The sequence below is a fragment of the Streptomyces sp. NBC_00576 genome (assembly GCF_036345175.1).
Classification (GTDB): domain Bacteria; phylum Actinomycetota; class Actinomycetes; order Streptomycetales; family Streptomycetaceae; genus Streptomyces.
This window is the reverse complement of the sequence record NZ_CP107780.1, coordinates 10,704,678-10,719,857: the sequence shown is the minus strand read 5'-3', so window position 1 is coordinate 10,719,857 and position 15,180 is coordinate 10,704,678. Positions and strand designations below refer to the sequence as shown.

Sequence of the window (15,180 nt, the reverse complement as noted above, 5' to 3'; positions counted from 1 at the left end):
CATGACTCCTGTCATGAGTCCGCGAGTCAGCGCTGCTGAGGCTGCTTCCTGCGAGGGCGTGCGGCCTCAGCAGCGGCGGGGGCGGGCGGGGCTCACTGGGGCGGGCGGATCCAGTCGGTCAGGGGCTTGAACTGGCCCTTGCCTTCGTACTGGTAGAACCTCGCCTGGTCGTTGCAGACAGCGGGGGCGTCCGGGTACTTGCCGCACTTGACCTCGGCGGCGCCCATGATGACCGGCCCGGGGAACTTCTTGAGCTGCTCGGTCACCGACGCGGGAGTGATCTTGTCCGGGCCGATGGCGTTGAGCACCTTCGCGTACGTCAGGACCGTGCTCCAGCCCAGCGGCGCGAACACCTTGGACTGGTCGTCCTTGCCCAGCCCCGCCTGCGCCGAGGCCTTCAGGAACGCCTTGGAGTCGGCGGCCGAGGAGTCCATCGGCAGCGTCTGGGCGACGCCGTACGTCCAGGTGGGCAGGTCCCCTCCGAGCCCCTGGGCGACATCGGGGGACATGCACAGCGGCGTGGAGACCACCGGCTTGGTGACATTGAGCTGCTTCAGTGCCTTGGCGATCCCGACGCATCCGCCACCGATGGAGATGGGCACCACGACATCCGAGGTGTTCGCCCCGGCTGCGGTGACCGGGCCGATCAGGTCGGTGGACTGCGCGTCGAATCCGACGGACTTCACCTTCAGGCCGGCCGCTTCCAGGCCCTTCACCGCTGCCCCGGAGGCGATCTTGTCGCCGGGCGTGTTCGTGTGGATCACCGCTGCGGTCTTCGCCTTCAGTACGTCACGGGCGTACGTGCCCCAGGTACCGAAGATGTGCGGCAGGTCGCCGAACGTGCTGAAGGTGTTCTTCGCGGTGGGCATGGTCGGGCCCGTCGCCACTCCGACCAGCACGGGCTTCTTCCCCGCGATCACGGAGTTGAAGGAGGCATCGCCGAGGTAGAGGTTGCCCGCACCGATGGCGGAGACTTCCTTGTCGCCGAGCAGTTGCTGGCCGCACTTTTGTCCCTCCTCCTCGGCGGACACCACCGTGCAGACGTTCAGCTTCAGCGGGTGCCCGCCGATACCGCCCAGCCTGTCGTTGACGTACTTCACGGCGGCACGGGCACCCTGGGTGGCTTCGGGGTTGCCACCGGGGCCGCCCTCGACGTTCACCCAGCCCAGGGTGACCGGTTCGAGGCCGGCGTCGGCCTTGCCCGCCTTTCCGCCGACGTAGGCGAGGTAGTCGGTCACGACGTCACTCGCCTGGCGGGACTCCGCCTTTGCGGAGGAGCCACCCCCGGAGGCGCCGGTCGATGCGGGGGCGTTGGTGCCCGATCCGCCGCATGCGGCGACGCCCAGCAGGGGCGCCATGGCAGCGGAGACGAGGCCGAGTCTCAGGGGGCGTGAGGTTACGGGCATGCGGGATCCTCCAGGATCGGAAACGGCAGGGCGGCGGTGCCCGGCACGGCATGCGGGGAGAGCACGGAAGGCAGAGGAAGGCAGCAGAAGGCAGGCGGGCGCACCGGGGTGACCGGTGCCTCGGACCAGCCCGAGGAACTTCGAAAGGCCAGGTGATTGGCGACTTCCGAGTTTCGTAACTTTCTTACGGATCGGGAATCTAGGTGTACGCTGGCGCCCTGTCAACGCCCCGGTTCACACCGAATTAACGATCACGCAATGGGAGGGGAAGGACATGACGGAGCACGCCGTGAGACGCAGGCTCCCTCGGCGCTCACCCGAAGAGACCCGTTCCCTCATGCTGGAAGCGGCCACCAAGCTCGTCTGCGCCGGCACCTCCGACACGAGCGAGGCGGCCGTCTCCGCAGCCCTTGCCCATATCCGCGTCAAGCTGGTCACCGAGGAAGCCACCCGCATCATGCGGGAGCGACTGGGCGACGACACGGCACCGGCGATCACGACCGGATCCATCTACCAGATCTGGCCCGCGCAGGCCGACTTCCAGGCAGATCTCCTCTTCCACCTCACCGGCCGACAGGCCGAACTGGTCCCGGGGCTGCCGGAGAGCATCCGCCGTTTCAAGGAGGCGGTCGACAGCGGTACGACCTGGCAGGAGGCTCTCAACGACGTCCTGACGGACAACCACGAGAACCACCGCGTGGATCCGATCTACCGCGTGCTGCTCGGCTTCTACGCCAGCGCCGCCAACCCACGCGTCCGCGACGCCCTGGGGCACTACGCCGAGTCGTTCACCGAGGTCGCCTGCGAGGCGTACCAGACGCTGCTGGATGCTTACGGGCTACGCATGCGCGCGCCCTACAAGGTCGAACACCTCGCCACCACCATCGCCGCCCTGCTCGACGGCTTCCACATGCGCTGGATCGCCGGACACCCCAACCTGGAGGACCCGGAAGGACAGGACGACTGGTCCCTCGCCACCCGGTCCGCCGTGATGGTGTTCGACCAGTTCACCGAGCCGGCGTAGGTGAGTGCGCACGGCCATGCGTCGATGAGCGCGGAGCCTCTGCGCATGGGAGGTGAAGCCTGCCTCGCCCTCGAAACAGATACAGCCCCCGCAGGCCGCCCGGGCTCTTCTACCTCGGTCCAGGTCGCCTCCATCCACACGGTGACGGCCTACTCGTCGCGCTCAGCGACTCGCCGCGCAGCGACCTGCGGGCTGAAGCCGAGCCGGTGCATCAGCCTCATCGCCCCTGAAACGCTGCAGGAGACGTGGAACTTCCTGCCGATCAGCATCGATGGTCTCTAGTTCAGAGAAGTGACCAGGCCGAAGGAGATGGCACCTGACCACACAGTTCGGGGCACAACACACCTCCGCGACAGCCCCGAGAACACCACCAGCGTACGAGCGGCAGCACCGTCCGGCACGAGGAAGGCACATTTGTAGGGGTGCGCTTTACGCGTCGGGGTGCTGGCGCAGGTCCAGGTAGCAGCGCAGCCGTACGCCGGGCTGCCCCGCGTCCCGGGTCGTGTGCTGTGCCATCGACGGCGCCCACAGTCCGGCGAGCACTTCCTGGAACTTGAGGACGGTCGCGTCGTCGGCTGCGGCTACGTCGACGACCAACTGGCCCGGTTCCACCACGTGTACACCCTGGATCGGCTCCATGCATGGCATGACGATCCGGAAGACGGCGGGGTTCGGGCAGCCGGGCGGATTCATCCCAACGAGTACGCCCCGGACCGTGGTTCCGGCTTGCGCGTGTATGACCGGCCGGGTCAGGGGCGGGCAGTGAGTGCAGTCGGCAGCAACTCGGCGGCCCCACAGACGGTGGCCTCTGAGCGGGTCGTGAGGAACGCGCTTATGTCGCGCTGGTGAGCGGGGCCGGCGCGGGCAGCCACCACGGGGGCGGAACAGGGCCGGAGGCGCGGGTGTTAGGCCAGTACTCCAGCAGGCGGTCGTCCTGGTGCTCATCCTCGTGACCGCGCGTGCTGTCGCAGTACCAGCGGCCGCGGCCAGAGGCGTGCATCACCGGGCAGATCAGCTTCCCGCCGAACCGCACCCGGATTTCGTCTGCGATCCCGGGTGTCGGCTCCACGTCGAAGGAGGCCGCCTCCAGAGCGGACACGATGGCTCGTACCGCCTTCAGCGTCGCCTCCGCGTCGACTTCGGGGCGTACGCGCAGGAAGCCCCCGCGGTACACGTCCCGGGAGAATGCCGAGCCGGTGACGACGAACGGGTGCCGATCCCTGAACAGGGCGTGCTCGATCACCTCGTTCACGAACTCGTGCGGATCAACGAGCACGTAGCCGCTCCGCCACACCGCACCGCCGCGGCCGCCCTCGTACGGGTGCAGGCGACGGTCTCGGTGTCCGCGGGCGGTGATACCCAGACCTGACGCTGGTCGTCCTGAACGGAATCGATCCTCACCAGCTGGTGGTCCTGGAGATCAAGGAGGTTGTCCCGGGTCAGCTTGTCGTGCTGGTTGTCCGGGCGGGTCAGCTTCCACAGTTGATCGGCAGTCGCCCTCTGGAAGATCCCCAGTGCTTGAAGGAGTTCCCTCCGCCTGGGCTCTGTCGAGTTCTTCCTGTGAGTGGGACACCTTTGGATAAGAGGGATGTCGGAGCGGCGGCGCCCCCTTGTCTGGCGGGGGTGGCCTGCGACAACGCTCGAATCTTGCGTCGGGGCGCGGAGAGGGTGATGGAGGGGGCTACGGAGGGGGTGTTCCGGCCCTGGCCGGAGGTCTGTTCGGGCTCGTCGGCGGTGCTCGCCACGGGCTGCTCCTGGGCGGTGGGGCGGGCCTCTCCCGCCGTTCACCTCCTACGGGTACGGCGGGAAGCGACGGTGTGACGTCGCGTTCCGAGGCTTTGCCGAGCCGTGATCACATCGTGCGGGTGCAGATGGGGGATGCGACTGTTCACGGTAAGTGGCGAGCGACCGAGTGCATCGTGGCTGGCCACCGGCGGTTCTGTTCAGCGCAGTGGCGAGGTCTGTTCGCGATAGATGGCGAATCCGTGGTCGCCACGTCCAGCACGGTAGACAAAGCCCAGGTGGGACTGGCCGTTTCAGTGGAGGGGTTCGCCACCTGGCGCGTTCAGCTGGCGGCGCGGGTCATAGGCGGAGGACGATCAGGGCGATGTCGTCGCGGGCTCCGCTGCTGACACCGAAGCGCGCGAGCAAGGCGTCGGCGAGACGTTCGGGGCTGTGGCGGGCATGGCGGGCGAGCGTGTCGGTGAGGCGTTGCAGGCCAGCATCGATGTCCTCGCCGCGGCGTTCGATGAGACCGTCGGTGTAGAGCACGAAGGTGTCGCCAGGGGTGTAGGGCAGGTCGGCCTGGACGCGGGGGACGGGTTCGGGGCGGGCCCCCAGCGGAGGGTCAGTGGCCTTGTCAAGAAGATCGCAGGTGCCGTCTGGGTGGAGCAGGACGGGGGGCGGATGGCCGGCGCTGCTGTACATGATGCGGCGAGCGCGGGTGTCGACGACGGCTTGGACGACGGTGGTGGCCAGCGCACCCTCCACGTAGCGTGCATACAGGCCCAGGACGTCCAGAGCCCTCGCGGGCCCTTCGACAGCCCGGACGACGGCGGACAATGCGCTGCGGAGCATGCCCATGACGGCGGCGGCCTCCAGGCCGTGGCCGACGACGTCGCCGACTGCGACGGCGAATCGGTTCTTGGGTAGGTCGACCACCTCGTACCAGTCGCCGCACACGTTCAGTGACCCGGCGGCGGGCAGGTAGCGCACCGCGGTGTCCCGGTGCCGGGCCAGGTGGGGCGAGTGGAGCATGGCCTCCTGCAGGGTGACGGCGACCTGGCGTTCCCGGGCGTGGGCTTGGCGCAGTTCCTCGTTCAGCCGATGGAGCTCGCGCGCCCGCGCATACAGTTCGACCTCCATAGCCTCCACGTCGCTGAGCGCCCCGCCTCCTCGCGGGCGAGGGTGGGAGAGGATGAACGAGGTCACGTCCTCCCCCCGGTGGATGATCCACTCCACCTGCCCATCCGGCCCGAGCACCGGTGTGTTGATCGCGGACCACCACCGCTCCTCGAACACCCCGAGCCGGTCGGCCACGGGAATGTCGTACTTCATCGGCGCCATCAGGTCCGGCTCCTTCGAGCGCAGGACCCAATGCAGGGAGGCATGCAGATTCCGCACCCCGTCAGCCTCCGGGTCCGCCGGATTCTCAGGGAAGGCATCGAAGAGGTACCGCCCGAGCAGATCCTCCCGAGCACGGCCGGTCACCCGGCAGGCCGCCTCATTGACGTCCGCGAGCACCAGGTCCGGGCCCAGCACCATGCAGGGGCTGGGGGTGACCGCGAACAGCGCCTGGTAGTCGATCCCCGGCCTCGCCACACGGTGTGGCCGGGCACCTTCAGCAGGGCTGCTCTCATCCCTCACCATTACGTTCTACCGTTCGTGGGCGTCCTCGGCACCTGGGCACATCGCCTGCCCTCGCCTCGTAGACATCTGCCACGTGCCCTCATGACGACAGCCTCCAGGAACCGCAAAGGCACTGGCGTAACCGGCCGGACGGTTGCCCGCCAGCTCTGCCGATCAGCTCGCCAACGCAGGCGCCACAGCAGGTCGTGTGATCACTCGGACCGGACTTGCCAACTTCGTGAATATCCGCCAACTAGCGCGAACAGTCACAGGAGGTTTCTCCTCTCCCATCTGCCGTTCGGCGCCCAGACTCTATCCACAGGATATCCACATGAGGCTGCACTCATGACGCCGTGACCGGCACGGCGATCGTCCCTGTGAGGAGCTGTCCATGTCCCAGACCGCCGCTACCGCGTTGTGAGGTAGCCGGTAGGCCCTTCCAGCCAGGCCCGAGCCCCGCCGGCGGACGCGACCAGAGCCCGGGACGGGCACCTCAGCGACGTCCTCGGTGGAAGCCGGAGCCAAGTCGGCCGGTGATCCGGCTAGACCGACTGTTTGTTGCAGTAGCGTCCGGAGAGCGTGACGGTGAGGACACCCTGCGAGCACGCTTTGTCGCCGAGGAGCTTGTCGCGCAATGCGGCGCAGATACAGCTCACGATGCTCGGGCCGCAGGCGGACGGTGTCGGCCCGCGTCTCGTCGACACCGTCCCTCAGGTCTTTCGCCTCCCTCGGTCCGCCCCCGCAGCAGCGCAAGCCGCCGCCCGCCCGCCGCCGCCCCGCTGCGGCCGCCGCCGCACGTCGCTGCCCGCCCTGCCAATGCCGCCGGCGCGCCTGCCGCCACCGCCGGCCCTCGGCCGAGGTGGCTGAGCAGGGTGTGCGGCCCGTGTGGCGGAGGGAATCAGTCCACGTTCACCGCCTGCCACAGCTGGCTGTCGGCGTTCGTGTCCGTCGTCTGCACGAGCTGAGCGCCTGCTGTCGTCGACGAGCCGGACACGGTGAGCAGCTTGCCGCTTTTCACGTTCTTGATCTTGTTGTAGCCGTTTCCGGCGGCGACTAGTGTCCAGTGCTGGTTCGCACCGTTTTTGTCGTTCCACTGGACGACGTTCGCGCCATCCGCGGTAGACGCTTGGTAGACGTCCAGCAGTTTACCGCTGCTCTGGTTGATGATCTTGAAGCTGCCGTCACCGACCGCAACGAACCGCCAGCGCTGATTCTGGGCGCCGCTGTCGTTCCACTGGATGGCGCTCGCTCCGTCGGAGCTGGATCCACCTTGGATGTCGATCGCCATGCCGCTGTTCTTGTCCAGGAGCTTGTAGAACGCGTTGGTGGCGGGGAAGGAGATGCCTGCGAAGGCGTCCAGTGCACAGATGGCGTTGGAAGAGGCCGCGTTCTTCGTTCCGGTGCACACGACCTTGATCGTGTGCGGGCCGGCGACGAGATCCGTCTTCTCGAACAGCACCACCTGCTTCGTCACCGTCGGGGCATAGGCGTCGATGCCCGACTGCGCGAGGCTGCCGTCGATGTAGACGTCCACCTTCCCCATGTTCGGTTGCTTCATGCTGACATACCGAATGCCTGATCCGGTGAACGAGTACTGGACGTAGCCGCCCGCCGTGCTCGTGAAACTCTCCGACCCGTTGAAGTCCTGCGAGTCGTTCCAGTTCGACCAAGGGGAGCTGTAGGTAATGCCGGAGCTCTTGTCGTCGACGTACGCCCATCGCTGCCGTACGAGCGACTTCGACGCGGCGGATGCACTCCCCTGGGCGTCCACGACGTAGAGGCGGTAGTCGCCGACCGTCGGCGGGACACTGATGGCCGCCGCGGTTCCGGCCGCCTTCGTCATGGTGGGGCCGACGGCAAACGTCGTCGTACCGGAGGGAGCCAGCCAGAGCGTCCTGGTCGCGTCACCGATGCTGCGGAGGGGGATGGACGACACGCCCTTGCCGGTGAACGTGCTCGCGGGCAGGGCGTAGTCCTGCAGGCCCAGGCTGCTCTGCAGGACGAGGTCCTTGTACGCGTCCTCCAGACCGGAGTTCACGGCGATGGCGTACGCCGGGGACGGCCACACTCTGTCCGCATACGCGCGCACGTCCTCGATGGTGCTGTTCGGGACGTTCTTGTCGTTGATCTTGTTGACGGTGCCGTAGGTGTTGGTGATGCTCAGGTCGTGCTGCTTGCCCCACGTGCCGGAGCAGATGGCGAAGGCGACATTCGGGTCAAGGTCGAGCACGTTGTCGTGCTCGTTGAGGTAGGCGGAGCCTTCATCGGGGTGCATTCCGTACTTGTGGCCGGCCGGAACGCCCTGGATGTAGTTGTTGCTGATCTCGGTTCCCGGCTGGCTGCCCAGCGTGTAGATGGGAGCGGAGTCGCCGAGCACCTGCATCGTGTCGACGATCTGGTTGTAGCTGATGGTGTTGTTCTTCGCCGTGGTGGTCGGCACATTCGGTCGGATCGAGTTCGACGAACCGTCGAAGTTCCACCATCCCCAGCCGAGGGTGATGCCCGCCCACGGGGACTTCTCGATCCGGTTGTGCTGCACGGACAGGGAATCGACGAAGTACGCCGACACGGCGCTGGACCCCTGGAACAGCACCGCGCTGTCGTAGAGGTAGTTGTTCTTGATCGAGATGTTCTTGCAGAGTCCCTCGACGTTCACCGGGTACTTCTCGTTGTTGGTCGAGGTGTAGTCCCCGATGTACACGTGCTGGGGGTGCCCCACGGTGATGGCGGATCCGGCTATGTCATTCGTGACGTTGCCGGTCAACAGCGAGTCCTTCACGTCGTTGACCATGTTGATTCCGTCGGCGCCGGTGTGCTGCACCGTGTTGCGCAGCAGGCTGATCCCGTCGGCGCTCTCGATCTGGATGATCCCCGGCGGCAGGTCGACGTTGCGGTAGGTGTACGCGTGGAAGTTCTTCTGCGCGTACACGGTCGAGCTGGCGTTGCCTTGCTGGCCCTGCCGGAAGACGGAGCCCGCGACATTGACCAGGTTCCAGTCGGAGTGCTCGACCGTGAGCCCGGAGAAGGTGATGTTCCGCGCGTGGTCGGTCGTGGACGTGCCGGCGATCTTGATGAGGGTGGACACGTTGTTCGGCGCGAAGACCTCCGCCGATGTCATGTCCTCGGAGCTGGACTTGTAGTAGTACAGCGTGTGGTTCGTCTTGTCGAAGTAGAACTCGCCGGGCTGGTCCAGGAACTCGTACGCGTTCATGAAAGTTGGGGTGCCGCCGGCGGCGGCGAAGTTGCCGTTCGGCGGTCCCTGGGCAATGGCCGCACCCGGCTGCTGGAACAGGGCCACGCGATTGGCGCCGTCCGAGCTCGTGGTGATCTGGCGGACTCCCACGATGGATGTGGTCCAGGTCGTCGGATACTTGATTTCGACGTCGTCCTGGTTGGCGGCGACGGCGGGCAGATCGGAGAGAGCGTACTTGGCTCCGTCGCACTCCGAACCCGACTCCCAGGCCCAGGGAGCCTGGCCGGCCGTGATGGTGTAGGTCCCGTAGCATCCGGCCGAGGGGATCGTCTTGGAGGCCATCTGGGCGCGCTTGTTGTTGACGTAGAGCGCGCGGAGCTTGTTGTCGCGGTTCAGCGGGGCCTTCCAGATGTTCCCGCTGTGCTGTGTCCAGCCGGTCACCTGAACGCCTCCGTTCAGCACCGGCTTCTCGTTCTGGTAGGCGGCGTACACGACATGGTGGCCGTTCGTTCCGGAGTCGGCCGACGTGAAGTTGATGGTGCTGCTCACCGGGTAGTTGCCGCCGCGGAGAAAGACGTTGATGTCTCCGGTCATGTTGCTGTTGACCGTGCGCACGACGTCCCGTGCGTGCTGCAGGGTCTTGAACGGCGCGGTGATCGTCCCGGCGTTGGCGTCGTTGCCACCGGGGGCGACGTAGTAGGTCGCCTGGGTCGCGGCCGAGGCCGGGGCCGACGTCGTGAGGGATGTCAGCAGCACCGCGGGGAGAGCCATCGCAAGCACTGCTGACAACTTGCGGATGGTGGAGGTGACGGGCTTCATCGTCTGCCCCTCCTGCTGGTTCGGACGGTCGGGAAAGCGTTCATGCGGCGGCTCCGGGGTGTTGTCAGTGCGGTTGAAGCGGATCTTCACCGGCCCCGGCCCTTGAGCGTCCCGAGGGTTCAGGAGCGTCGGTGAGCGGCACAATCTCGCGGATCGGGGGCGACTTCGCAGCCGCAGAAGCCGTGCTGGCTTCCCTCGCGACGGACACGGTGTGGTCTGGGTAATCGGTCAGGCCGGGCGACAGAAGGCGGTCGTGGCGCCGACGGGGAGCGCGTCGATCGTGTCCTCTATGAGGTCGTGGAGCGGTTCGTCCACGGTGGCTGCCCCGTGGTGGTGGCCCTTGCCGGTCAGCGTCATCGGGAACTCCCCCGCGGGTGCCGTCATCATGTGCCGCGGACCGTCCATCGGGCGCGGGGCGGTCGGCCGTGCCCTGGATACCGCTGGTGGTGAGAACGTCGGGCCTGATCAGCCCCTGGCACCGGAGGTCGTCCCAGAGCGCCCGGGGTACAGCGCTTCGCTGGAGTTCCACGTTCTGCGTCACTTGTGCGCGGTCGCGCATGCCGAGCGTGACATTGACGGTGCTGGGGTGGGTGGTCGGGAAGGCGATGGCGGCGGCGGGAAGGCTGGTGCCGTGCCCCTCGCAGACCTCCGCGATCGCCCGTGCGCGCGACCAGTTCCGGTGGGGCGTCCTGGTAGTCGTACTTCATGCCTTCGGCGGGCCACTCACGCAAGAGCAACCCAGAGTTGAAGACTCCGACCTCGACGACGCTCTTGCCCGATTCCCGCGCGGCGGGCAGGACGTCGTCCAGCGCGGACTGGTCGAGGAGCGTGTAGCGCCCGGCGAGCATCACGACGTCGGCGGCGGTCTCGCGCAGGAAGCGGGAGAGCACGGCCGACTGGTTCATTCCGGCGCCGATGGCCCCGACAACCCCTTGGTCACGCAGGTCCGCCAGGGCGGGCATGGCCTCATCGGCGGCCTGCCTCCAATTGTCGTCGGGGTCGTGCAGGTAGAGGATGTCGAGCCGGTCCAGGCCGGTGCGGGCGCAGGGAGTCCTCGATGGACCGGAGCACGCCGTCGCGGCTGAAGTCCCACTGTCGGCGCAGGTCGTCCCGTACGACGAAGCCCTCATTGTCGACGCCCTGTGGACGTTCGTTGGGGACAAGGAGTCGGCCGACCTTGGAGGAGACGACGTACTCGTCCCGAGGGCGCTGCCGCAGGGCCGCCCCTAGGCGCCGTTCGGAGAACCCGAGACCATAGTGCGGGGCGGTGTCGAAGTACCGTATGCCCGCGTCCCAGGCCGCGTCGACGGCGGCCGACGCGTCTGCCGCCGAGGTGGTCCGGTAGAGGTTGCCGATCACCGACGCGCCGAATCCGAGTTCGGTGAGTTCCACGGAGGTGTTGTGGATGTTCCGGCGTTGCATGACGTCCTCCTCGTGGATGTCGATCGGCGTGCGTCAGCGCCCCACGTGGGCTGATCCGCCCGCGATGAGCGCCTCGACGCAGCAACACCGTGGCCGCGCACCCGGCCAGCAACGCCGCACGCTTCTTGCCGCGCGATCTCTTCGGGCTGGACGAAGACTTGTTGACGGTCATGAGTGACTCCACTGGGTTGGCAGGCGCCCCGAGAAGGTCGGGGGGTGGCGCGAGGACGGGGTGACGCCGGACCGTCCCGGGCGGGCGTCGGACACTGAAGGCGGCTGTGCGGCTACCGACGTGGAAGAAATTAGCCGCCTTATCAAGGGGTTCGTCAAGAGGTCGTACGGCGTTCCTTTGGTGGACTTGAGGGCGATGACGTAGTGCTCGCGCACGGTTATGACCGATAAAAGGCATTTACCTGCCGGGGAAGCCAGAGTTCACGTCGTAGATCTTGATCAAAATGAGTACGACTTATCTTTCATTTGAGGTACGCTGCTGGCGGCCCCAAGCGATCAGTCGCCTTCGCCGCAGTCACCCGGGAGGCAGCACAGATGAACGACACGCCAGCGACCGAAGCGGCCCTGCCGGTGCAGGTCCTTCCCGCTGCGCCCACGGCGGTGAACGGCTCGGACGAGCGGCGTGACTACCGCCCGGGGTACGAAATCGTGGCGGAGCGGATCCTGGAGTACATCGCCGAGGAGCGTCTGGTGGCGGGGGACCGGCTGCCCACGGAGATCGATCTGGCCGAGACGCTGAACACCAGCCGGGCGGTGGTGCGGGAAGCCGTGAAGATCCTCTCGGCGCTCGGCCGCGTACGGGCCCACAAGGGGCGAGGCCTGTTCGTTGCGGACGACGAGGGCATGCTCATCACCAGCCGGTGGGGAGGTTTCTTCCGGCCCGTCGATCTCGACCACGTTCTGATGCTGTTCGAGTTCCGCCGGGTCCAGGAGATGGCCGCCAGCAGCCTGGCGGCGACCCGTGCCACTCCCTCCGAACTGCGCACCATCGAGCTCGCCATGCAGCAGTGCCGGCACGGGTTCGTCCACGGTCAGGTCGACGTCTTCAACCAGGCGGACGACGACTTCCACGCGGCCGTGACCGCGGCCTCGCACAACACCTTCCTCGCCAGCGCCGTGCGCGACGCACGACGTCTGCAGCGCCAGTCCAGCGCCATCGGTATCCATGACACGTTCAGTGAGCACACCGGGGCGGCGGTCGAGGAACACGAGGCGATCTACCGGGCCATCCGTGACGGCCACGCCGAGGAAGCGGCGCAGGCCACCGCGGTACACCTCGACAGAACCCTGGAGGACTACCGGCGCGAGATCCAGCGGCGCCTGTTCGGGTAACGCTGCGTCAGCGCGCGCGCCCGGGGCGCGTCTTGCTGGCGCATCGACGCGGACGCACCCTTCGGTGCGTTGCGGATGTCCCGTACCACCAAGACGCCTCAGAAAAGCCAGAACGATCCGTTGACTTCCGCGCAACCGGAACTCTAGCTTCAGCGAGACCTGTTCGGAAATCCGTGCATTGTTCGATATATCGAGCAATCGTCGGTGTTCGATTGGTATGCCCCCGGAAGGACCCGTATGCCTCTTCAACGTTTCGCCCCTCGAACAAGACGCCTGTGCAGAGCCGTCCTCGTCCGTGCCGCGGTGCTCGCGATGGCCGCCGGCGCCCTGGTCGGCCTCCAGCACCAGCAGGCCACCGAACTGGACCGGGCGGAACCGGTCGCGGTGACGTCCAACCAGATCCCGGTGGCCACCGCGCCGATGGGCTGGGCATCATGGAACACCTTCGCCGCGAAGATCGACTACAACGTGATCAAGGCGCAGGTCGACGCTTTCGTCGCGGCCGGACTGCCGCAGGCCGGGTACAAGTACATCAACCTCGACGAGGGCTGGTGGCAGGGCACCCGCGACAGCGCGGGCAACATCACCATCGACGAGTCCGAGTGGCCCGGCGGCATGAAGGCCATCGCCGACTACATCCACAGCAAGGGCCTCAAGGCGGGCATCTACACCGACGCGGGCAAGGACGGCTGCGGCTACTACTTCCCCACGGGCCGCCCGGCCGCGCCCGGCAGCGGCAGCGAGGGCCACTACGAGCAGGACATGCTCCAGTTCTCCAAGTGGGGCTTCGACTACGTCAAGGTCGACTGGTGCGGCGGCGACGTCGAGGGCCTCGACGCGAAGACGACGTACCAGGCCATCAGCGACGCCGCCACCAAGGCGACCGCCACCACCGGCCGCGAGCTGAAACTGTCCATCTGCAACTGGGGCAAGCAGAACCCCTGGAACTGGGGCGCCGGCATGGCCGCCCTGTGGCGTACCAACACCGACATCATCTTCCACGGCCAGACGCCGTCGTGGGACCACATGCTCGCCAACTTCGACACCAACGTGCACCCCTCGGGCCAGCACACCGGCTACTACAACGACCCGGACATGCTCATGGTCGGCCTGGATGGCTTCACCGCCGCACAGAACCGCAGCCACATGAACCTGTGGGCCGTCTCCGGCGCCCCGCTCCTCGCCGGCAACAACATAGCCACGATGAGCACGCAGACGCGTGACATCCTCACCAACCCCGAGGTCATCGCGGTCGACCAGGACCCGCGCGGCCTCCAGGGCGTCAAGGTCGCCGAGGACACCACCGGACTGCAGGTCTACAGCAAGGTCCTGTCCGGCACCGGCAAGCGGGCCGTCGTCCTGCTCAACCGCACGGGCAGCGCGCAGAACATGACCGTCCGCTGGTCCGACCTCGGCCTGACCGGCGCCTCCGCCACGGTCCGCAACCTCTGGACGCGCTCCAACGTGGGCAGCATCAGCACCAGCTACACCGTCTCCGTCCCCGCCAGGGACTCCGTGATACTCACCGTCACCGGCGGCACCGAGGCGGCGAGCTCCACGTACGAGGCCGAGGCCACCGCCAACACCAAGGGCGGCTCCGCGGCCAACGCCACCTGCGCCAACTGCTCCGGCGGCACCAAGGTGGGCAACGTCGGCAACGGCGCCGCCAACACCCTCCGCTTCAACAACGTCACGGCCGACGCCACGGGCACCAAGGTCGTCGACATCGCCTACACCAACGGCGCCAACGCCGCCCGTACGGCCGTCCTCCAGGTCAACGGGCAGCAGGCCACTACGGTGTCCTTCCCGCCGACCGGCTCCTGGACCACGCCCGGCACCGTCTCGGTCGAGGTTTCCCTGGCCAAGGGCTCGTCGAACACGCTGACGTTCTCCAACTCCTCCGCCTGGACACCGGACTTCGACGCCATCGAAATCCGCCCGCTGCCCGGCGCGAACGGCGCCCAGGTGGTCGGAGCGCAGTCGAACCGCTGCCTCGACATCAACAACAACACCATCATCAACGGCACCGACGCGCAGCTGTGGAACTGCAACGGCGGCGAGAACCAGTCGTGGAACAACACCTCCCGCAAGCAGCTCGTGGTCTACGGCAACAAGTGCCTGGACGCCTACAACCGTGGCACGACCAACGGCACCAGGGTCGTCATCTGGGACTGCAACGGCCAGACCAACCAGCAGTGGAACGTCAACGCGGACGGCACCATCACCAACGTGTACGCCGGCCTCTGCCTGGACGCCACCGGCGGGGGAACCGCCAACGGCACCAAGCTGGTCCTGTGGACCTGCAACGGCAGCAACACCCAGAAGTGGACCCTGTCGTAGCCCGCACCACAGTGCGAGGAACTGTACGACGATCGGTGTAACTCCCGATCATGGAAGATGCATCGACGACCAGCGAGAACGTGTCCGAGTCCGAGGCTGTCGAGCCCACGAAGGCCGTGGACGACCAGCTGATGTGACGAGTTGACGGGCCGGGCCCGGGCCGACATGGCGATCATGTCGGCCCAGGCCCCACCGGCAAGGTCAGCCCCCTGGACCATGCGCTGGAAGAACGCGCCGAACGCCTTCGACATCACCTTCGACGGCCGCCTGTCGGCGGTCCGTCA

9 protein-coding genes and 2 pseudogenes are annotated in these 15,180 nt (G+C 67.0%); 3 read left to right on the top strand and 8 right to left on the bottom strand.

Annotated features, from left to right (window positions below; genetic code table 11):
- Positions 1-92: 92 nt before the first annotated feature.
- Entirely contained in the window at positions 93-1,406 is a 1,314-nt protein-coding gene (locus OG734_RS46765; protein ID WP_330293462.1) for an ABC transporter substrate-binding protein, read from the bottom strand.
- A 289-nt stretch (positions 1,407-1,695) separates the two neighbouring features.
- On the opposite strand from OG734_RS46765, the gene OG734_RS46760 reads away from it, so the two are divergent.
- The gene (locus OG734_RS46760) at positions 1,696-2,430 is read left to right on the top strand and encodes a hypothetical protein (RefSeq protein WP_330293461.1); all 735 of its coding nucleotides are present in this window, start codon (positions 1,696-1,698) and stop codon (positions 2,428-2,430) included.
- Positions 2,431-2,465: 35 nt separating this feature from the next.
- Here OG734_RS46760 and OG734_RS48265 read toward each other — a convergent pair.
- The 7 genes and pseudogenes from OG734_RS48265 to OG734_RS46725 form a co-directional block, all read right to left on the bottom strand.
- A pseudogene (locus OG734_RS48265) lies at positions 2,466-2,708 on the bottom strand (helix-turn-helix domain-containing protein); the annotation flags it as partial.
- 151 nt (positions 2,709-2,859) lie between these two features.
- On the bottom strand, positions 2,860-3,069 hold the full coding sequence (locus OG734_RS46750) for a DUF6207 family protein (RefSeq protein ID WP_330293459.1): 210 nt from the start codon (positions 3,067-3,069) through the stop codon (positions 2,860-2,862).
- 193 nt (positions 3,070-3,262) lie between these two features.
- A complete protein-coding gene (locus OG734_RS46745) occupies positions 3,263-3,706 on the bottom strand; it encodes a hypothetical protein (protein ID WP_330293458.1) in 444 nt (147 codons plus the stop codon).
- 806 nt (positions 3,707-4,512) lie between these two features.
- Positions 4,513-5,751, bottom strand: coding sequence for a PP2C family protein-serine/threonine phosphatase (locus OG734_RS46740; protein ID WP_443065048.1), 1,239 nt, complete (start codon positions 5,749-5,751; stop codon positions 4,513-4,515).
- A 925-nt stretch (positions 5,752-6,676) separates the two neighbouring features.
- Positions 6,677-9,790: an RICIN domain-containing protein gene (locus tag OG734_RS46735; protein ID WP_330293456.1), complete on the bottom strand. Its 3,114-nt coding sequence runs from the start codon at positions 9,788-9,790 to the stop codon at positions 6,677-6,679.
- A 228-nt stretch (positions 9,791-10,018) separates the two neighbouring features.
- Positions 10,019-10,177, bottom strand: a complete 159-nt coding sequence (locus OG734_RS46730) for a hypothetical protein (protein WP_330294051.1) — start codon at positions 10,175-10,177, stop codon at positions 10,019-10,021.
- A 49-nt stretch (positions 10,178-10,226) separates the two neighbouring features.
- A pseudogene (locus OG734_RS46725) lies at positions 10,227-11,212 on the bottom strand (aldo/keto reductase); the annotation flags it as partial.
- Positions 11,213-11,758: 546 nt separating this feature from the next.
- Here OG734_RS46725 and OG734_RS46720 point away from each other — a divergent pair.
- Positions 11,759-12,556 (top strand): FadR/GntR family transcriptional regulator, encoded by a 798-nt coding sequence (locus OG734_RS46720; protein ID WP_330293455.1) that lies wholly within the window; start codon positions 11,759-11,761, stop codon positions 12,554-12,556.
- A gap of 237 nt (positions 12,557-12,793) precedes the next feature.
- Entirely contained in the window at positions 12,794-14,896 is a 2,103-nt protein-coding gene (locus OG734_RS46715) for a ricin-type beta-trefoil lectin domain protein (RefSeq protein ID WP_330293454.1), read from the top strand.
- Positions 14,897-15,180: the final 284 nt, after the last annotated feature.